The sequence below is a fragment of the Streptomyces sp. NBC_00704 genome (genome assembly GCF_036226605.1).
Classification (GTDB): Bacteria; Actinomycetota; Actinomycetes; order Streptomycetales; family Streptomycetaceae; genus Streptomyces.
Window position 1 is genome coordinate 115,870 of sequence record NZ_CP109000.1, and the last position, 19,436, is coordinate 135,305.

A 19,436-nucleotide genomic window follows, 5' to 3' on the forward strand; every position below is an offset into this window, starting at 1 on the left:
CGGGACACCCGAAACCGTCCGGGCACCGCCACCCCGGACAGGCCACCCGCACACAGGAGTTCGCATGACCATCGCCCGCGTCGACCGCCGCTCGCAGCGGCGCCCGGTCACATCCGGGGCGACCGGCGCAGCCGACCCGACGGACGCATCGGCACTCCGGCGCCGCCAGCGGCGCGGAAGCCGGCTGACCGCACTGGCGTTCCTCGCGCCGCTGGCCGTCTACCTCGCCGCGTTCTACGTCTATCCCCTGTACCGCAACCTCGATCTGAGCCTGCGCGACTACACGGTCCGGTCGTTCGTCGCGGGTGACGCGCCCTTCTCGGGGCTGGACAACTTCCGGACCGTCCTGGACGATCCCACGTTCGGTCCGGCGCTGCGTCACACGATGGTCTTCACGTTCGTGTCGATCGCCTTCCAGTACGTGGCCGGGCTCGCCCTGGCGGTGTTCTTCAACCGCCACTTCCGGCTGGCCGGCACCCTCAGGGCGCTGTTCCTGATCCCGTGGCTGCTGCCGTTGATCGTGTCGGCGTCGACCTGGTCGTGGATGTTCAACAGCGAGTCCGGTGTCCTCGACTACGCCCTGCACCTCGTGGGCGTGGCCCCGGTCGACTGGCTGAACTCGCCCGACTGGGCGCTGAGTTCGGTCATCATCGCGAACATCTGGATCGGCATCCCGTTCAACCTGGTCATCCTCTACAGCGGGTTGCAGAACATCCCCGGCGAGCTGTACGAGGCGGCCTCGCTGGACGGGGCGAGCGCCTGGCAGCAGTTCCGGCGCATCACCTTCCCGCTGCTGCGGCCGGTGTCGGCGATCACCCTGCTGCTGGGGCTCGTCTACACGCTGAAGGTCTTCGACCTGATCTGGATCATGACCAAGGGCGGACCGGGAGACGCCTCGTCGACCCTGGCGACCTGGTCGTACCAGCTCGGTTTCGGCACGTTGCTGCCCAAGTTCGGGCCGGGTGCGGCGGTCGGCAACATCCTCATCCTCATCGCCCTCGTCTTCGGTCTGCTGTACGTCCGTGTCCAGAGGAGGCAGGAAGCATGACCGTCCGCAAGGGTTCCCGCCGTTACACCGTCATCGGGATCGTCCTCACCGCGCTGATGCTGTTCCCGGTGTACTGGATGATCAACGTGTCCCTCACGCCGCAGCAGGACATGCGCAAGAGTCCACCCGACCTGCTGCCGCTGCACCCCACGTTCGAGGGCTACCGCGCCGTCGTCGACGACCAGATGCCCTACCTCGGCACCAGCCTGCTGATCGGTCTGGGCACGGTGGCCCTCACTCTGGTCCTCGCCGCGCCGGCCGGCTTCGCCCTGGCCAAGCTCCGGCCCTTCGGCGGGGGGATCCTGGGTCTGGTGCTGCTGATCGCCCAGATGATCCCCGGCATCGTCATGGCGATGGGCTTCTACGGCGTCTTCCTGGACCTCGGTCTGCTCAACTCCTGGTGGGGCCTGATCATCGCCGACTCGACGATCGCGGTGCCGTTCGGCGTCATGATCTTCACGGCGTTCATGTCGGGCATCCCCGGCGAACTCATCGCCGCGGCCCGCATCGACGGAGCGGGCACCTGGCGCACCTTCCGGTCAATCGTCCTGCCGGTGAGCCGCAACGCGATCGTCACCGTCTCGCTCTTCAGCTTCCTGTGGGCCTGGTCCGACTTCGTCTTCGCCAACACCCTCGACGGCGGCGGCGAATGGCGGCCGATCACCCTCGGCATCTACCACTACATCGGCAACAACAACCAGGAGTGGAACGCGATCATGGCGACCGCCGTCGTCGCGTCCCTGCCCGCGGCCGTGCTGCTCGTCCTCGCCCAGCGCTATGTGGCCGCGGGCGTGACGGCGGGCGCGGTCAAGGACTGATCCGCGATGCCCGCCGTCACCGGCCCGGCGACCGGCCGGTGCCGCGCACCGCCCACGCCGCCCGCCCCGCCCCACTGCCACCTCACGCAGGGTGGTCACCCGTCGCGACGGCCTCCGTCCCCTGCACCAGTCGGCCGGCCGGCCCCGAGCCGACCCCGGCGTCCGCGCCACCGGCAAGTCCCCGTCCGCTCTCAGGAGAGCCGCTGATGTCGTACCTGAGCCCCCAGCACCACCGCAGAGCAGTCCTCGGCCGCGCCACGGCCGCCGCGCTCGCGACGACCCTGGCCGCAACCGCCGTCGCCCTGACGGGCGCCTCCGCCCAGGCCGCCCCCACCTCCTCCACCACCCTGGTCGTCAACGCCAACCAGACTCTGCGCCCGGTCACGCACGTCGGCACGGGCAGCCTCTACGGCCTCGCCGACGACACCACCCCCCCGGACAGCCTGGTCCAGGCGCTGAAGCCGAACACGTTCGTGCAGATGGCGCCCGGCGGCTCCCAGTTGCCCAACGGCGAGCCCCGGCCGGCCGGCGACGCCCTGGTCGTCGCGCCGAAGGCGGCCCGCGCCGGCGCGAAGGTGGTCGCCCGGATGCCGGACTGGTACCCGGACTTCCCCTACAAGTGGGTCAGCATGAGCGACTGGCTGTCCGCCGTGGACCAGCAGATCGCGGCCGTGAAGGCCTCCAGCGCCACGAACATCTCCGCCTGGGCCATCTGGAACGAACCCGACCTGAACTGGGACACCGCCCACGCCGGCCCCTTCGACACCGCCTGGAACCTGACGTACAAGGAGATCCGCTCCAAGGACTCCACCACCCCCATCCAGGGCCCCAGCTTCAGCTCCTACACCCACGCCAAGATGCAGACGTTCCTCCAGGACGCCATCGCCAACAACGCCGTGCCCGACGTCGTCGCCTGGCACGAGCTCCAGACCAGCGCGAACATCGCCGTCCACATCGCCGACTACCGCGCCCTGGAGTCGAGCCTCGGCATCAGCCCGCGCCCCATCGACATCGAGGAGTACGGCACCCCCGACGAGATGGGCAACAGCGGCGCGCTCATCGGCTACGCCGCCAAGTTCGAGCGGGCCGGAGTGCGCGACGCGGAACTCGCCTTCTGGAACCACTACGGCACCCTCGGCGACACCCTCACCGACACCGGCGGCTCCCCCAACGGCTCGTACTGGACCTACAAGTGGTACGGCGACATGTCCGGCAACATGCTGGTCACCACGCCTCCCGCCCAGACCGGCATCGACGGCATCGCCTCCCTCAACGGCGCGGGCAACCAGATCAGCGTCGTCGCCGGCGGGTGCAGCGGCTCCTGCGCCGTGACCGTCAACGGCCTGACGTCCCTGTCGGCCTTCGGGTCCACGGTGCACGTGAAGCTGGAGTACAGCCCGAACACCGGCCGCCTCACCGCCTCCCCCGGCCCGATCACCGTCTCCGAGGCGAACTACACCGTCTCGGGCGGCTCGATCACCGTGCCCGTCACCATGAACGCCGCCGACGGCTACCACCTGGTGATCACCCCGAGCGGCACGAACACCTCGCTGGCCGGGCGCTACCAGATCACCAACAAGAACAGCGGACTCGCCCTGGACACCAGCGGGGCGGGCACCGCACAGGGCACCGCCGTCGTGCAGTCCACGTCCACCACCGCCACCGACCAGAACTGGACCCTGACCGCCGCCGGTTCGGGCCTCTACAAGATCGTCAACCAGAAGAGCGGCCTGCTGCTCGGCATCACCAACGCGGGCACCGCTGACGGCGGCACCGCGCTCATCTGGGGCGACAACGGCACCGCCGACCACCTCTGGCAGGTCATCCCGGCCCGTGACGGCTACTACAAGATCGCCAACTACAACAGCGGCCGGCTGCTCGGCGTGACGGGGATGAGCACGTCCTCCGGCGCCCAGGTCATCCAGTGGAGCGACAACGGCACCGCCGACCACCTCTGGAAGCTCACCTCCCGCTGAGCCCACTCCCGACGGCCCCGCGCCCGCCTCGCCAGGGCGGACGCGGGACCTTCGGGTTGCCGCGCCTTTGGTCGTCGACGGGGACTGTCGACGTACGTGTCAGCCGGGCCGGAGGCCGACCGCCAGCGTCAGTTCGAGGACCCGGTGCGGCGACGCGAGATCCGGGAAGAGCTCCCGCAGCTGCGACATCCGGTACCGGACGGTCTGCGGGTGGACGAACAGCGCCGCCGCCACCTCGTCCCGTCTGCCCTGGTGCAGCAGCCACGCCCGCAGCGTCTCCTCCAGCCGCGCCGCGGTCGCGGCGGGCACGGTCCGCAGCGGTGCGAGAGCCCGGGCACGCAGGTCCGCGAAGGCGTCCATGTCGGCGCTCAGCACCAGCTCGGGCAGATGGTCCTCGGTGTCGCGGATCCCCGAGGAGAGGGAACGCGCGCGCAGCGCTCGTGCGTAGGAGGCGGACGCGCGGGTCCACGGCCGGGCCGGGCCGGCCACGGCGGTGCGGTCGGTCAGCTGCCGCAGCAGGTGTGAGCGGTCGGCATCGGGGACGAACAGCACACCGGTGGCGTCCGGCAGGTCGTCGAGGACGAGGGTGCTCGGGTCGAGCGCCCGGTAGGCGGGCCGCGCCTGGGCGGCGGGCAGCAGGACCGCGGTCAGCGAGACGGGGGGCTGCCACCCGGCCCGCTGGGCCGAGGCCAGCAGCACGTCCGGGCTCGCGCCGGCGAGGAGGTCGCGGGCCAGGTGTTCCAGATGGCGCTCCTGGGCCCGGCCCCGGGCGGCCAGTTCGTCGGCGTGGCCCGCGGCGCTCGCGGCGGACAGCTCGTCGATGTAGGCGAAGGTCAGCTCGGCGAACTTGGCGACCTCGGCGGCGGGCAGACCCGCCGGCACCGCCCCCGCCGCCAGGCACCGCCACGCCACGCGCGCGCCCACGCGGTAGGCGCTGAGCAGGGCGTCCATCGAGCGGCCGTCGCGCACCTCGCCGCGGCCCAGCTCGTAAGCCGCGTCACCGCCGTCGCCGCCCGTGGCGTTCCCGCTCGCGAGGTCCAGGTAGTGCCCCAGAGCGGTGCGCACGGCCCGGCGGATGGTGCCGCCCATGCTGCCCGAAAGGGCGTTGGCGTAGGAGGGGACCTCGTCGATGATCGCCTGGACGATCTCGTCGGCGGTGCTGCCCAGCGCGGACCGCAGTGCGGTCACCGTCGTCTCGTCGAGAGCCAGCTCGCTGGCCCTCCGGATTGCATGACTCACGTTTTTGTTCCCTGCGAACAATTCGGCAGACCAGATTCACGTCCTGCGGTCAGGACTTTACGCCCTGAGGCACAGCAAGCTGGAATCATGACGAGTACAGCCCTCCGCAGCAGGGCGTGGAAACTGCTGGAGATGGTCACGACGCCGCTCCTGCCGTCGGACTACCTGGACCTGGTCAGCCCGCTGCGTGCCGGCGCCGACCTGCGCGGCCGTATCGAGGCCGTGCGCCCCGAGACGGCCGACGCCGCGACCGTCGTGATCCGGCCGGGGCGGGGCTGGCGCGGTCACACGGCGGGCCAGTACGTGCGGATCGGCGTCGACGTCGACGGGGTGCGCCTGTGGCGCGCCTACTCCCTCACGTCGCCGACGGACCGGCGGGACGGACGCGTCACGATCACCGTGAAGGCGATCCCGGACGGCAAGGTCAGCAACCACCTGGTCCGCAGGGCGACGCCGGGGACGCTGATCCACCTCGACCAGGCGACCGGTGACTTCGTGCTGCCGCGGGCCAGGCCCGCCAAGGTGCTCTACCTGACGGCCGGCAGCGGCATCACGCCCGTGATGGGCATGCTGCGCGACAGCGGGCTCGACGACGTCGTCCTGGTCCACAGCGCGCCGCGGCCGCAGGACGTGATCTTCCGCGACGAACTGCACCGCATGGTCGCGGACGGAAAGTTGCGGCTCACCGAGGTGCACAGCGACACGGACGGCATGCTCGACGTCACCCGCCTCGAAGAACTCGTGCCCGACTGGGCCGAGCGCGAGACCTGGGCCTGCGGGCCCGCGGGCCTGCTCGACGCCGCCGAGAAGCACTGGAGCGAGCACGGCGTACCGGAGCGCCTGCACACCGAGCGCTTCCGCCCCGGCGTCGTCGTCGCCGGCGACGGCGGCGAGGTCACCTTCAGCGTCACCGGCAGGACCGCCGACGCGGGCGGCGCCACGCCGCTGCTGGACGTCGGCGAGCAGGCCGGCGTGCTCATGCCCTCCGGGTGCCGCATGGGCATCTGCTTCGGCTGCCTCACGCCGCTCAAGGCGGGCGCCGTCCGCGACCTGCGCACCGGCGAGATCACCGAGGCCGAGCCGGGCGTCCTCATCCAGACCTGCGTGTCCGCCGCCGCGGGCCCCTGTGACATCGAACGGTAGGAGCATCTTGACCGCCATCGACCCCACCGCCCACCTGACCGCGGAGCAGATCGAGGAGCTCGGCCGCGAGCTGGACGCGATCCGTGACGAGGTGATCGCCGGCCGCGGAGAGAAGGACGCCGCCTACATCCGCAAGGTCATCTCGGCGCAGCGCAAGCTGGAGCTGGTGAGCAGGGGTGTGCTGCTGTTCTCGATCTTCCCGCCCGCGTGGCTGATCGGCACCGCCGGTCTGTCCGTGGCGAAGATCATGGACAACATGGAGATCGGGCACAACATCCTGCACGGCCAGTGGGACTGGATGCGGGACCCGAAGATCCACTCCACCACCTGGGAGTGGGACCACGTCTCGCCGGCCGAGCAGTGGAAGCACTCGCACAACGAGCTGCACCACACGTACACCAACGTGATCGGCAAGGACAACGACCTCGGCTACGGCATCATGCGCGTCGACGAGGACCAGAAGTGGCACCCGTTCCACCTCGGCCAGCCGCTGTGGAACTTCCTCAACGCCTGCTTCTTCGAGTACGGCATCGCGGCGTACGACCTGGAGCTGGGCAAGAACCTGTCGAGCGAGCGCCGCCGCAAGAACCCGGAGTTCCGCGAGCGGGCCAGGGCCGTGGGCCGCAAGATCCGCAAGCAGGTGCTCAAGGACTACGTGATCCACCCGCTGCTGTCGGGCCCGTCGTTCCTCACCACGCTCGGCGCCACCTTCACCGCGAACCTGGTGCGCAACATCTGGTCCCACTCGGTGATCATGTGCGGGCACTTCCCCGAGGGCGTCCAGGTCTTCGAGCGCCGGTCGATCAAGGGCGAGACGCGCGGCCAGTGGTACCTGCGCCAGATGATGGGCTCGGCGAACATCAGCGGCAGCAAGGCCATGCACTTCATGACCGGCAACCTCTCGCACCAGATCGAGCACCACCTCTTCCCGGACCTGCCGAGCAACCGCTACGCCGAGGTCGCGGTGAAGGTGCGGGCACTGTTCGAGAAGTACGAGCTGGAGTACGTCAGCGGGCCGCTGCCCAAGCAGGTCCTCTCCGCGTGGAGCAAGGTCTTCCGGCTCTCGCTGCCGAACAGGAAGTCCGAGGCCAGGACGCCGGAACGGGAACCGGAGCTGCTCGCCGCCTGATCCCCGGCACGGGACCGTCTCCCCCGGCCGAACCGCCGAACCGGCGGCCCCGCTGTGGCTCCGCCGGCCGGTTCCGGTGGGAGCGGTCACGGTTCGCGGACGGCGGGCGGGAGCGCGTCGCGAAGGCGCGAAAGCGCGAAGCCTTCGGCGGAGGTCGACGGCGGCAGGGTCGTCGGCGGCAGGCAACGGGAACGACGGGAGTGGGCCCCTCACCGGGCCGGGAATGATCTCGGCCCGGGACGCGGCGGCCGGGCGGCGCCGGTGTGCAGGACCTGGCCGAGGTGGCCGGGACCCGAGGGCGGCACGACGCGGGGTGCGTCGCGGTAGCGGCGGGTGCCGGTCTGCCAGGCGTGGTAGCCGCTCATCCACGCGGTCATGACGTCGACGTAGCCCGCGACGTCGGCCCGCTCCCGCTCGCGGAGGCCGAGCTGCGCGCAGACGGCGGGCACCTGGCCGGCCAGGTCCTGGAAGCGCCGGACGCGCCGGTCCACCTCGTCGCGGGCCGCGGCGAGCGCCTGGCCGCGGGTGAGGCGCCGGGCCCGTTCGAGGACGAGGACGAGGTTGTCCATGTCGCCGCGGGCCTCCTCCTTCTCCAGGGAGTACACGTCGTTGCACATCAGGGTGACGTCGATGGCGTCCCGGCGCATGATCCGCAGCTCGGGACTGTGGAAGGCGGACGCGGGAACGGTGAGGCCCGCCGCGCGTTCCCCGAGCGAGAGGGGCAGGTCGGTGCCCGCGATGCCGCGCCGGACCTGGAGATAGGCGTCGAGACCGGCCGGGGCGCCGCGGAGACGGCCACGCGCCTCGTGGGCCTGCGCGGCGAAGTAGTACTCCCATTCGTGTGCGGTGCGGGCCGTCCAGGCCGGGTGGGCGCCGTCGGTGCCGCGGGCCCGGATGTCGGCGAACGCCGTCGTGCAGGGGTCGGCGCCGGGCGGCGGCGGGGCGCCGTGCGCGATGTCGATCAGCGCCTGGCAGACGCGAGCGGTCCCGGCCGGGTCGCGGCCGAGGGGGCCGTCGAGCTGGTCGTCGAAGACGAAGAAGAACCCCATCGCGTCCGCCAGCAGGTCCAGGGCGGGGCCACGGGCGTGTGGGAAGCCCAGCGCGGCCAGGCGCGGCATGTCCCAGGAGACGTACCAGGCCAGGGACCGGTCGTCAGCTGTCAGGCCGGTGCGGCGCACCCAGTCCAGGTTGTGCCGGCGGGCGTCTTCGAGGGCCGGGCTGATCTCCGTGGCGGCGGGGAGAGCGAAGTCCATGTCCTGTGGCACGGGTCCTCCCGGAGCCGTAGCGGGCGGCTCGGGGCAGGTGTGCGCACGTCATTCGCGGGCGGCCGGGGACGTGAGGTCGAGGACCGGCGGCCCGGCCGCCCCGGCGCCCAGCCGGGCGAGGGAGAAGCCCATGGACTCGCTGACGCTCCCCGGGGTGCGGAACGCTCCGGTGTCGCAGATCCGCGGGAAGGCGTCCCGGACCAGCTCCGGTGCGGGGTCCCCCGTCCACACGACGCCTTCGGTGGCGCCCAGGAAGATCCGGGCCGTGCGCCGGCCGGCCGCGTGGAGGAGCCGGCCGGTGCAGGGGGCGCTCTCGTGGGCGAGCAACGCCACCACTGGGGCGACGTGCCGGGCGGGGAACAGGTCGGTGAGCAGCGCGGTCGTGCGCTCGTCGTCCCGGACCGCCTCCAGGGACATGCGGGTCGCGGCGACGGGCACGACCGCGTTGACCTTGACGCCGTGTGCGGCGCCTTCCGCCGCCGCGGAGGTGGTCAGCCCCAGCACGGCGCCCTTGCCCGCGGCGTACGCGCTGAGCCCGGTGTCGCCGAACAGGGCGTCGGAGCACGTGTTGACGATCCGTCCGTACCCGGCGGCGGTCATGTGCGGCCAAACGGCCCGCAGCATGTGGAGCGTGCCGCCCGCGTGGGTGTCCAGCACCCGTCGGCATTCGTCGTCGGTGAGCTCGTCCAGCGGGCGCAGGATCGAGATGCCCGCGTTGTTGACCAGGGCGTCCAGCCGCCCCCAGCGCTCCAGCGCGGCGGTCACGAGGGCCCGGGCGCCGGCCGCGGTGGCGACGTCGTGCCCGTCCGCCAGCGCCTGCCCGCCCGCCGCCCGGATCTCCTCGACGACGGCCCTCGCGGGCGCGGGCGACGCCCCGCGTCCGTCGGTCGCGGTCCCCACGTCGTTGACCAGGACCTGCGCGCCGCGCGCCGCGAGGAGCAGCGCGTACGCCCGGCCCAGTCCCCGGCCCCCGCCGGTCACCACGACCACGCGGCCGTCGAACCGGATCTCGCCACGGCCCTCGTCATGGGCTTCGTCGCCGCTCTCGTCGCGGCCTTCGTCGCAGCCCTCGTCGCGGCTTTCGTCCACCCGGCGCACCCACCCCTTCAGACGGTGTACCGGGACGGCGGCTCTCCCCCGGCGTCCGCCCACCCTGCCCCGGCTGCCCGCCTCGGGGCAGGGAGCGCGCGGACCGAGCGGACGCAACCGTACGCACCCCACGTGCTTCCGTACGCTGCGTGCGCCCTCCCACGCTCCGGCACACGCCGGAACTCGCTTGTCGGCACGGGCGGCACCGAGGGCTTGCGGATGCTCCCCACCCGCACGCTCCGGCACCGGGCCCTCCACCGGATCGTTGCGACTGCCGCGAACGGCGCGACTGCGCCGTAGTCGCCGAAGCCGCTCTCCGGTAGCGTACCGACCAGACGGTACGACTGGTGTGGTCGATGCACCGTCCCGCGCTTCATTGCTCGATGAACTCCTCGGTGAAGTGCTCAGTGAACTGCTCGATGAACTGCCCGCTGGAGAACGTCGTTTCATCCGCCACTGGACGGAGAGCCGCTCATGACGCACGGCACGAACCGCGACAGCCTCGCCTTCGCGCGCGAGACCTGGAGAACCCTCGAGCCCTACCACGGCGCCGTCTACTTCTCGCCCGAAGCCGCCGCCCGGTACGCCGAGTTGGGCGTGGACGCCAGGACGGGTTACTTCGCGTCACGTTCGGCCGCGCTCGGCGCCGCTTCGGCGGACCTGGTGATCGCCACGTTCTACAACTTCAATCCGCAACTGGTGCGCCGGGCCGTACCCGCGGCATGGGAGGCCGCCACGCCGCAGCGGTTCGCCGCCGCCCGGCTCGCCGGGATCGATGCCACGCTCCGCCGCGTCCTCGGCCCGGAGGTCGCCTCACCGGAGATGGCCCGCGCGGCGGAACTCGCCCGCGCCGCCGCCGAATCAGCCGTGGGTCACCCGCAGGGGCGCCCCCTCTTCGCCGCGCACGCCGCACTTCCGTGGCCGACGGCGCCCCACCTCGTGCTCTGGCACGCGCAGACTCTCCTGCGGGAGTTCCGTGGCGACGGTCACGTGGGGGCGCTCCTGACCGCCGGACTGAGCGGGATCGAAGCCCTCGTCACGCATGCCGCCGCGGGCGACGTCGACGCGGGGGTGCTGCGCGACTCGCGGGCATGGTCGCCGCGGCAGTGGGACGAGGCCGTGCGGCGCCTGCGTGAGGGTGGATGGCTCGACGCCGGCCCGCACTTGGCGCTGTCCGAGGACGGTGCGCGGCGCAGGGCGGAGATCGAGCACACCACCGACCGGCTGGCCGCCCTCCCCTACCTCACGCTCGGTCCTGCGGCCTGCGCCGAACTGTGCTCGCTGGCACGGCCGTTCAGCCTTGCCGTGGCCAAGGAGCTCCTGCCCTGGGCAGTCGCCCGCCTGGGCGGCGCGGCGAGCGATTGAGGACGGCTCCGCGATCCGGCCGGGCGAGCGCCCGGAGGCGGATCTCGGAGCCGTCCGTCCTTCGGGGACGGGCAGCGGTCGTCGATCCGACCGCCGGGAGCCGGGAGCCGTTGGCCGAGAGCCGCCGCGAAGCGTGCGGCCGGCCGGATCCCCGGCCGGCCACACGCCTGCGCCGCCGTGGACCGCCGCGACCGTCCGAAGACGGCGCGGCGGTCAGAGGTCCGGCCTGCCTGGACCGTCGCCTCCGAACCGCGGTCGGCTCAGCCCGCCCAGCGGGGGTCGAGGGCGATGGCCTGGAGGCGGTTGAGCGTGAGCGGCGGCTGCGGACGCGTCACCGGACCGCTTTCCGCGTAGGAGTTCACCTCCTGGACGATGACCCGGCGGCCGTCGGGGTGGAGGGTGTCGACCAGCCACACCACGGCGGAACCGCCCTTCTCCGATGCCCGCTTGGCCCGCTTCACCTGCGTGCCGTCGGCCAGGGTCAGGGCCTGGCACTCGATGTACTGGCCGGTGTCACAGCCCATCCGTCCTTCGAGGACGTCGCCCATGTCCTCCTGGGCGTTCACCCCGATCAGGCTCTTGCCGCGGCCGTCGTCCCAGACCAGCGCGCCGTAGCCTTCCTGGCTCTGCTGGTCGGAGATCTTCGCGCCCTTGGGCAGCAGGGACTTCAGCACCCGGATCATCTGCCGGCCCGACAGCGACGCGTCCGAGTCCGAGAACGCGGTGGACGGGGAAGAGACGCGGGCCTCGGCGCCGACGGTCTTCGGTGCGGCGGCCGAGGCCTGAGCCGCCGCGCCCAGTCCGAGGGCCAGGACGAGACCGGCGGCGACGGCCAGGCGGCGGCCCGGACGACGGCGTGCGGGAGTGCTGCTGTTCATGTGGTGACTTCCTTGTCTGAAGACGAACTCGGGTGAACCCTGCGCCGCGGGACGGAGCGTGGTGCGAGGCGCCGGACACGGCCCTATGGCGGCGTTGTCCCGGTGAACCGGCGCAGGGTTTGCTCCGCCCCGCCGGCCCGGCGGTCGTGCCGACTGGACCGGTGCGACATCCACAGACTCCAGGACCGCGGCGCCCCCGGCCACAGTTGCCGCCGAGGCCGGGACGGCGGGATCATCCCACCCCTGTTGACCTGCGGAAACGGATGTCCCTGGGATGCCGTCCCGGGACGCGTGGACCGCCGGCGCCGCATCTCCCGGCCGCCGGACGCGGCCCACGTCACGTCACGCGTCAGTCGTCCGTCCCCGCGTCGTCGGCCGTGGTCATGGAGACCCAGCCGCCGGGTCTGCGATACGCGTAGTGAGGCAGGCCCTTGATGGTGGTGGTGCGAAACGGGCGACCGTGGTCGTCGATGCGCACCGTGCCGCTGCGGCCCTGCGAGGACCAGTCGAGTTCGAGGTACCAGTCGCACGTGCACGACTCGGCGTCCGCGAGGACCAGCAGAACTTCCGGCTCCTGCAAGGAGACGCGGTAGGGGAAGTCGACCGCGAAGCTCGGTGAGTCCGGGCGGCCCGCGGGCATGGCACGGGGCAGAGGGCTGTGCGCGTCGAGGTCGACGGAGAAGTAGCGGGGCTGAAGGGTGGCGCCGCAGCCGTCGGCCGTGGAATAGGCGGCGGTTCCGGGCCGGCCGGCGGGGACGGTCCGCTCGACCACGCGCACCCGCAGCGCCTCCAGGACGACCGCGGCGGAGCCGCGTCCCTGCACCGTGATCCGCACATTGGTGTCACGCCCGTGCACGGCGCCCTGGGAGGCGGCCCACGGCCCGGCGTCCGCCGGGTGCGGCGGCGGCGGAACCTGCTGCGGCGGCTTGGCGATCACGTAGTCGTGGTCGCACTCGAGTTCACCCCAGATGTGGGAGTCGGCGGTCCAGGTGAGCGGGGGCGACGGCGCGGTCGCCCCGGCGCGCTTCCCCTTCCCCTGCACGCCGTCGGCGTCGTGGGTGACCGGCGCGGAGGGTTCCGGCGCGGTGAGGCGGGCGGACGGCGGCGGGACCGGACCGGCGGTCGCCGGGCCCTCCGGCCGGCCGCCACCGCTCTCCTCCCCCCGGCCGCCGCCGCTCCGCGTGAGCGGCGCCGAGGTCTCCGGCAGGGCGACGCGGGCGGAAGCGGACGGCTCGGCGCCGTCGGAAGCGGGGGCGGCGGCGGACGCCGTGAGGCAGCCGAGGGCGACGGCGAGCGACAACGCCAGTGCCATGGCTCGCCCGGGCCGTCGCCGACGGCGTCCGAAGCGCGGGCCCGGACCGCCCGGCGAGGCCGGCTCCGGGCACGGACCGCCGGGCGAGGCCGGCTCCGGGCACGGACCGCCGGGCGAGGCCGGCTCCAGGCACGGAGTGGACGGCGGTCTCGCCGTGGTCACGGGGCTTCTGCCCGGTTCGCGTACCTCGTCCGCCGGAGCGCTCCGAATCGAGGATGCCACCGCGGTCGCGGAGCGCGGGTCGCCTCCGGGCGCCGGTGTCCGCCGGGCGCCGGACGGTCGTGAACGCTGCCGTGCGGCGGTCGCGAGGATCCACCGGCGGTGCAGCTCGGCGCGTTCGCCGGGGGTGGCCCGGCAGAGCACGGCGAACCGGCCGATCCCGGTGAAGTCCGGGGGGACCGCCTCCCCGGTGCAGTAGCGGTGCAACGTCGAGGCAGTGATGCCCAGACTGCGCGCCAGCACCGCATAGCTGCGGTTCGTGCGCTTCTTCAGACGCGTCAGCAGGAGCGCGAACTCCACTACGTCGTCCTGGTGTTCATCCATGTGGTCCGTACTCACATCCGTCCATCGGCCGCTGCGGCCCCGTCTGCATCCGCCATGTCATGTCATGACATGCCATGGCGGTGGCGCGGCGCGGCATGGCATGGCGACACGAGGTCCGGGGCGCTCCCCTACCTGCACGCCGATGTGGGTCGGGCGGTTCCTGACGTGTCAGGCGTGAGGTGTCGGCCGTCCGGCGGAGCGCGGGTGGATTCGAAACGCCATGGATCCGGACGCGCCGGAGCGGGCCGTGCCGTCGGTGGCACGGCCCGCTCCGGCGCGGGACGGGAGTCCTCGGGTGCTCAGCCCGTCAGCGGACCTTGTTCAGCTTGTCGAGGGCCTTGGCGAGACCGTTGGCCCACAGCTGGTTCACGCGCGCCCGCTCGGTCGAGTTGGGGTAGCGGTTCGTGCAGGACGTTCCGGGGCCGCCGCCGGACATCAGCTCGCTGCAGGGACCGCTGTAGTGGTCGGGCAGTCCCAGCACGTGGCCGGTCTCGTGCGCCGCGACGCGGACGGAGTCGTACTGCCGGTTCTGGGCGTAGTCGAGGAAGATGTAGCCGCGGCCGTGCCCGTTGGTCGAGGCGTACGATCCGCGGGAGTCGTTGCCCTCGTAGTAGGAGAAGTCCGCGCCGCCCGTGGTGGACTGCAGCTTCACGTTGCTCACGGAGCTGTTCCAGACCGAGGCGGCGCTCGATATCTGGGAGCGGAAGGACGGGGCCTGGGAGGCGTTGTAGTACACGGTCACCGACCGCAGGCCGGGGTCGGCCGCCTGCTTCTTCGCGACCGAGGCGAGCACGGCCTCGAAGAACGCCTTGTTGTCGGCCGCCTCCCGCGCCGAACCGGTGTAGCCGGCACCGATGGCGGAGGAGGAGACGGAGGCGGCGGGGGCGGTGGTGTGGGCGCTCGCCGGAACCGCGCTGCCGAGCGCCGCGAACGTCACGCCCAGGCCGATGGCCAGCAGCCTTCTGGACGTCTTCGCGGTCTTCGGGGACGCAGGGGTGGACGTCATGTGGGGGGCTCCTACTCGTTCGTGTGGGGTGGTGAACGGTGGGTCGACCCGAGTGTGGGACAGTGACGCGGCCCGGCGGATGATGGCAACAGGCGATAGCCCACGGCTATCGGGCAACTCGTGTTGTTTCATTCGCGTTTGAACATCTGGCGCGCTATCAGGCCAAGCCCTTACGCTCCGCGCATGGAGCTCGAGGTGAGGCACCTCCGTGTGCTGTGCGCCATCGCCGACACCGGCAGCCTGCACAAGGCTGCTCGTGAACTGGGCATGAGCCAGCCCTCGTTGAGCACGCAGCTGCGCCGCATCGAGCAACTGCTGGACTGCCGGCTCTTCATCCGCGACGGCACCGGCAGCCGCCCCACACCCCTGGGCCACGTCGTGGTGAGCCGTGCCCGCCCCCTCGTCGCCGAACTCGCCGCGATCGTGACCCAGACCCGGGCCGCGGCCGCCCGCGCGGCCGGCGGTCCACGGCTGCGCATCGGCGCCACGGCCAGCCGGGCGGTCCCCGGCTGGCTGAGACGGCTGCGCGCCCGCATGCCCTCGGTCGAACCCAGCCTGCAGATGGCCGCATCCGCGAACGCCCTGCTGCGCCAGGTGGCCGAAGGCAGACTCGACCTGGCGTTCGTGCACGAGGTCGAGGGCAGCCCGCTGTCCGTGCCCAGCGGGCTGTGCGTGCGGATCCTCATGCAGCGCGAGCCGCAGTTCGTGACCATGGCCGCCGACCACCCCGCGGCCGCACGCCGCGAGGTGCGGCTCGCGGATCTCGCGCAGGACCGCTGGATGGTGGACGCCACCGTCGACGGCGAATGGGACGGGGTGTACCGGGTGCTGCGTGCCGCCGGCATCGAGCCGGACGTGCTGCACGGCGACTACCTCACCGCCTACTTCCAGGCCGCCATCGGCGAGGTCGTCACCGTCAGCCAGCCGACGGCGCTCCCGCCCCGGTCCGACCTCGTCATCCGGCCCCTGCACGGTGACCCGATCGGGGTGCGGCTGCTCCTGGTGGCCCGGACGGCCGACGAACTCGACACCGGGTTCCCGTCGTTGGAGTGGGCCTACTGGGAGGCGGCCCGGCAGGCGCCCGTCTACCAGGAGTGGCTGACGCGCAGAGCCGCCGGCCGTCCCGCCCACGCCCTGCGCACCGTGGGCGCCCGCTGAGGAACCCGCGTGGAGCCCGCGGCGCCGGGCACACCGGTCGCACGGGTCGCGCCGTGCACACCGATCACGCCGGGCGCACCGGTCGCGCCGGTCGCGCCGGTCGCGCCGGTCGCGCCGGTCGCGCCGGTCGCGCCGGGTACACCGAGCACGTCGAAGGCCGCAGCGCGCTGGTCCGGGTCGCCCGTCCCGCGCCCGGCGGCCGCTCCTACGGCGGCTGCCGTCCCCACGATCCGGTCGGCTGAGCCGATCGACCCGATCGACCCGATCGACGGCCTCGGCGGGGCCGCACAGCACGAGGGGCGTTAGTCCCGTCCGCAGGTCAGCGGCGCCCCGCGGCGGTCCGGCCGGGTGCCCGGCGACGGCCCTCGAAGCGCTCGGGATTCCTTCCGGGCGAAGGCGATTTCGCGCGAACCCTTGACGCGCCCTCTCCGGCTGCGTAGATATGTCTGCGCAGTCATGTCAGCGCAGTCATACGGAACGGACCGCGTCGCGCGACTGCCGGAGATCAGGAGAGGCCCATGGCACGACCGACTGGCCGCAGCACCGGCGCCGGCACCGCACCACCGCGCAGCATCGACGTGGCGCGGCTGGCCGGCGTCTCGCAGAAGACCGTGTCCAGGGTCATGAACGGTGAGCAGTACGTCTCCGACGAAGTGCGCCGGCGTGTTCTGGAAGCCGCTGAGACCCTCGGCTACCGCCTGAACCACGCCGCACGGGCGCTGGCCTCGGGCCGGACCCGGTCCATCGGCGTGGTGACGCTCGGCACCGCGCTCTACGGGCCCGCTTCCCTGCTGATGGGCCTGGAGCGGGCCGTCCGGGACACCGGATACACGCTCCGCGTCGTCAACACGGTGGAGGGCGACGCCGCGGGCATCGCCGGCGCCGTCGACTCGCTCCTGGACCAGGGCGTGGACGGCATCGTCGTCTCCGAGCCGATCGACGAGGAGGGGGACGCCGACCTCGCGATCCGTGCCGACGTGCCGTTCCTGATCCTCGGGGCGCCGCCGCCGTTCACCGTGCGCCGGGTGGTGACCGCCGGGCTCGTCGCCCACCGACTGGCCCAGGCGGTCACCGAGCATCTGCTGGACCTCGGGCACCCGACCGTCCACCATCTCGCCGGTCCGCGGCGCTGGTACGCCGCCAGGGACCGGATGGAGGGCTGGCGGGCGACGCTGGCCGCGCACGGCAGGCGCGAACCGCCGGTGCTCGTGGGCGACTGGTCTGCCGCCTCCGGATACCGCGCGGGACGCGAACTGGCCGGGGACCGCGAGGTCACGGGGGTGTTCGCCGCCAACGACGACATGGCGATCGGCCTGATCCGGGCCCTGCTGGAAGCCGGCCGGCGGGTACCGGAGGACATCAGCGTCGTCGGTCTGGACGACATACCGGTGGCCGCCTACGTGACCCCGCCCCTGACGACGGTGCGGCAGCCGTTCGACGCGACGGCGCGGGACGGCCTGAAGCGTCTGGTGCACGCCATCGAGAACCCGGACTCGGAGCCGATCCCGGCGGACGACCCGCCCGTCAACCTCGTGATCCGCTCCTCGACGGCCCCGCCGCCCGACCGCACGGCCGTACCCGCCCCGACGGCCGCGCCGAACCGCACGACCGTGCCCACCCGGACGGCCCCCGCCCCCCGGCCCGCTCCCAGGCGGACCGCCGTCTGACCCGTCACGCGCCGGGCAGCGGGTTTCCCGACCACGACGGGAGACCGGCCCGCCCACGGCGCGGCCCGCCCGACCGCCTCCCCACCCGCGCCCCGCACCCCGAACCCCGAGTGCGTGGGCCGCCCGGCCGTATCCGGTCGTCGCCGCACCCACGCGCCGGCGCGGACGGTCCGGACACCGCTTCCGAAGCCGCCCGTCCGGGCGCATGCCCCTCCCCCGCCTCCGGGGCGGGAGCCCGCCCTCCCTTCCGGCCGACGAGTGTGCCGCGCCCGGTCCCGCGAGGAACCCCACACCCCGCCGGCCCCCGCAGTCCCGCCCGTCGGACCCGGCCCCGCACGACCCGACAGCCTCCCGTCGCCCCGTACGCCGATTTCCTACGCCCTCCGCGGAGTCCACCATGTCGACATTCCTCTCAGCCGCCTCCCCGGCGCCCCTGAACCGCCGCGGCTTCCTCGCCGCGACCGGAGCCCTGACGCTCGCGAGCGCCCTCTCCGCTTGCGGCGGTGACAGCGGCTCCGGCGGCTCCTCCGGCAAGGCGGTCAGCCAGGCCGACATCGACAAGGCCATGAAGACGCCCACCGAGCTGACGTTCTGGACCTGGGTCCCGAACATCGACAAGGAGGTCGCGCTTTTCCAGCAGAAGTACCCGGCCATCAAGGTCAAGGTCGTCAACGCCGGTCAGGGCACCCCGCAGTACACCAAGCTGCGCACGGCGCTGAAAGCCGGCAGCGGCGCCCCCGACATGGTCCAGATCGAGTACCAGGCGATCCCGACGTTCACGATCACCGACAGCCTGCTGGACCTGCGGCCCTACGGCGCCGCCGCGCTGAAGGACACGTTCGTCGACTGGACCTGGGGCCAGGTCAGCGGCGCGAACGGCGAGGTGTGGGCGATCCCGCAGGACACCGGCCCGATGGGAATGCTCTACCGGCAGGACATCTTCGACAAGCACGGCATCGAAGTCCCCGCCACCTGGGACGAGTTCGCCGCCGCCGCACGCAAGCTCCACAAGGCCGACCCCGACGTCTACCTCACCAACCTCGCCGCCAACCAGGTCGCCGCCTGGCACGGACTGCTGTGGCAGGCGGGCGCCAAGCCGTACGTCACCTCCGGCAGGAGCGACATCACCATCAGCGTCGACGACGCCGTCTCGCAGAAGCTCGGCGCCTTCTGGGGCGGCCTGGCGAAGGAACGGGTCATCGGCGTCGAACCCGACTTCACCGACTCCTGGTACGCCGCGCTGAACAAGGGCAAGTACGCCACGTGGATCACCGCGGCCTGGGGTCCGGTGTTCCTCTCCGGCTCCGCCAAGGCCACCGCGGGCAAGTGGCGCGCGGCCCCGCTGCCGCAGTGGGACGCGTCGAAGCCGAGCTCGGGCAACTGGGGCGGTTCGACCACCGCGGTCACCCGGTCCACCGAGAACCCCATCGCGGCAGCGCAGTTCGCGCAGTTCCTCAACAGCGACCCGGCCGGCGCGAAGATGTTCGCCACCGAGCAGTTCTTCTTCCCCGCGACCAAGGCCCTGCTCACCGACGCCTCGTTCGTGGGCGACGCGCCGGCCTTCTACGGCGGCCAGAAGGTGAACCAGGTCTTCGCCGACATCAGCTCCACGGTCGGCTCCCCCTTCCAGTGGCCGCCGTTCCTCGACCAGGCGGCGACCGACTGGACCGAGACCGTCGGCAAGTCCCTGGCCGACGGCGCCGACACCGCCCGCGCGCTCGGAGCCTGGCAGTCGAGGCTCACCACGTACGCCAGGAAGCAGGGTTTCACCGTCCACGCCTGACGGTCCGCCGGGCCCGC

The 19,436-nt window shown here is 72.6% G+C and carries 15 protein-coding genes; 9 read left to right on the plus strand and 6 right to left on the minus strand.

The genetic code is table 11. The annotated features are described in order from the left end of the window. Positions 1–64: 64 nt before the first annotated feature. From OG802_RS00635 to OG802_RS00645, 3 genes are all read left to right on the plus strand, one after another. On the plus strand, positions 65–1,048 hold the full coding sequence (locus tag OG802_RS00635) for a carbohydrate ABC transporter permease (RefSeq protein WP_329406065.1): 984 nt from the start codon (positions 65–67) through the stop codon (positions 1,046–1,048). Further along, complete coding sequence (locus tag OG802_RS00640; RefSeq protein WP_329406066.1) at positions 1,045–1,866, plus strand: carbohydrate ABC transporter permease; 822 nt, start codon at positions 1,045–1,047, stop codon at positions 1,864–1,866. The genes OG802_RS00635 and OG802_RS00640 overlap by 4 nt, the downstream gene beginning before the upstream one ends. Positions 1,867–2,072: 206 nt before the next feature. Further along, positions 2,073–3,842 carry an RICIN domain-containing protein gene (locus tag OG802_RS00645; RefSeq protein WP_329406067.1) on the plus strand — a complete coding sequence of 590 codons (1,770 nt, stop codon included), beginning with the start codon at positions 2,073–2,075 and terminating at the stop codon, positions 3,840–3,842. A gap of 99 nt (positions 3,843–3,941) precedes the next feature. On the opposite strand, the gene OG802_RS00650 is transcribed toward OG802_RS00645, so the two are convergent. Beyond that, complete coding sequence (locus OG802_RS00650) at positions 3,942–5,081, minus strand: PucR family transcriptional regulator (RefSeq protein ID WP_329406068.1); 1,140 nt, start codon at positions 5,079–5,081, stop codon at positions 3,942–3,944. A gap of 87 nt (positions 5,082–5,168) precedes the next feature. Here OG802_RS00650 and OG802_RS00655 point away from each other — a divergent pair, with 87 nt between their 5' ends. Further along, entirely contained in the window at positions 5,169–6,224 is a 1,056-nt protein-coding gene (locus OG802_RS00655; protein ID WP_329406070.1) for a ferredoxin reductase, read from the plus strand. A gap of 7 nt (positions 6,225–6,231) precedes the next feature. Next, on the plus strand, positions 6,232–7,353 hold the full coding sequence (locus OG802_RS00660) for a fatty acid desaturase family protein (RefSeq protein ID WP_329406071.1): 1,122 nt from the start codon (positions 6,232–6,234) through the stop codon (positions 7,351–7,353). A gap of 209 nt (positions 7,354–7,562) precedes the next feature. Here OG802_RS00660 and OG802_RS00665 read toward each other — a convergent pair whose 3' ends face one another. Continuing rightward, entirely contained in the window at positions 7,563–8,618 is a 1,056-nt protein-coding gene (locus OG802_RS00665) for a terpene synthase family protein (RefSeq protein ID WP_329406072.1), read from the minus strand. Between the two features lie 48 nt (positions 8,619–8,666). Then, on the minus strand, positions 8,667–9,707 hold the full coding sequence (locus OG802_RS00670) for an SDR family NAD(P)-dependent oxidoreductase (protein ID WP_329406074.1): 1,041 nt from the start codon (positions 9,705–9,707) through the stop codon (positions 8,667–8,669). Between the two features lie 474 nt (positions 9,708–10,181). Between OG802_RS00670 and OG802_RS00675 the strand changes: the two genes are divergently transcribed. Continuing rightward, complete coding sequence (locus OG802_RS00675) at positions 10,182–11,072, plus strand: SCO6745 family protein (protein ID WP_329406076.1); 891 nt, start codon at positions 10,182–10,184, stop codon at positions 11,070–11,072. Between the two features lie 260 nt (positions 11,073–11,332). Here OG802_RS00675 and OG802_RS00680 read toward each other — a convergent pair whose 3' ends face one another. The 3 genes from OG802_RS00680 to snpA form a co-directional block, all read right to left on the minus strand. Further along, the gene (locus OG802_RS00680) at positions 11,333–11,950 is read right to left on the minus strand and encodes a hypothetical protein (RefSeq protein WP_329406078.1); all 618 of its coding nucleotides are present in this window, start codon (positions 11,948–11,950) and stop codon (positions 11,333–11,335) included. A gap of 349 nt (positions 11,951–12,299) precedes the next feature. Beyond that, positions 12,300–13,805 (minus strand): helix-turn-helix domain-containing protein, encoded by a 1,506-nt coding sequence (locus OG802_RS00685; protein WP_329406080.1) that lies wholly within the window; start codon positions 13,803–13,805, stop codon positions 12,300–12,302. 307 nt (positions 13,806–14,112) lie between these two features. After that, entirely contained in the window at positions 14,113–14,811 is a 699-nt protein-coding gene (snpA, locus tag OG802_RS00690) for a snapalysin (RefSeq protein WP_329406082.1), read from the minus strand. Between the two features lie 183 nt (positions 14,812–14,994). On the opposite strand from snpA, the gene OG802_RS00695 reads away from it, so the two are divergent. From OG802_RS00695 to OG802_RS00705, 3 genes are all read left to right on the plus strand, one after another. Continuing rightward, positions 14,995–15,969 carry a LysR family transcriptional regulator gene (locus tag OG802_RS00695; RefSeq protein ID WP_329406083.1) on the plus strand — a complete coding sequence of 325 codons (975 nt, stop codon included), beginning with the start codon at positions 14,995–14,997 and terminating at the stop codon, positions 15,967–15,969. A 518-nt stretch (positions 15,970–16,487) separates the two neighbouring features. Further along, positions 16,488–17,636 carry a LacI family DNA-binding transcriptional regulator gene (locus tag OG802_RS00700; RefSeq protein WP_329406084.1) on the plus strand — a complete coding sequence of 383 codons (1,149 nt, stop codon included), beginning with the start codon at positions 16,488–16,490 and terminating at the stop codon, positions 17,634–17,636. 397 nt (positions 17,637–18,033) lie between these two features. Then, positions 18,034–19,419, plus strand: a complete 1,386-nt coding sequence (locus OG802_RS00705; protein WP_329406085.1) for an ABC transporter substrate-binding protein — start codon at positions 18,034–18,036, stop codon at positions 19,417–19,419. Positions 19,420–19,436 lie beyond the last annotated feature (17 nt).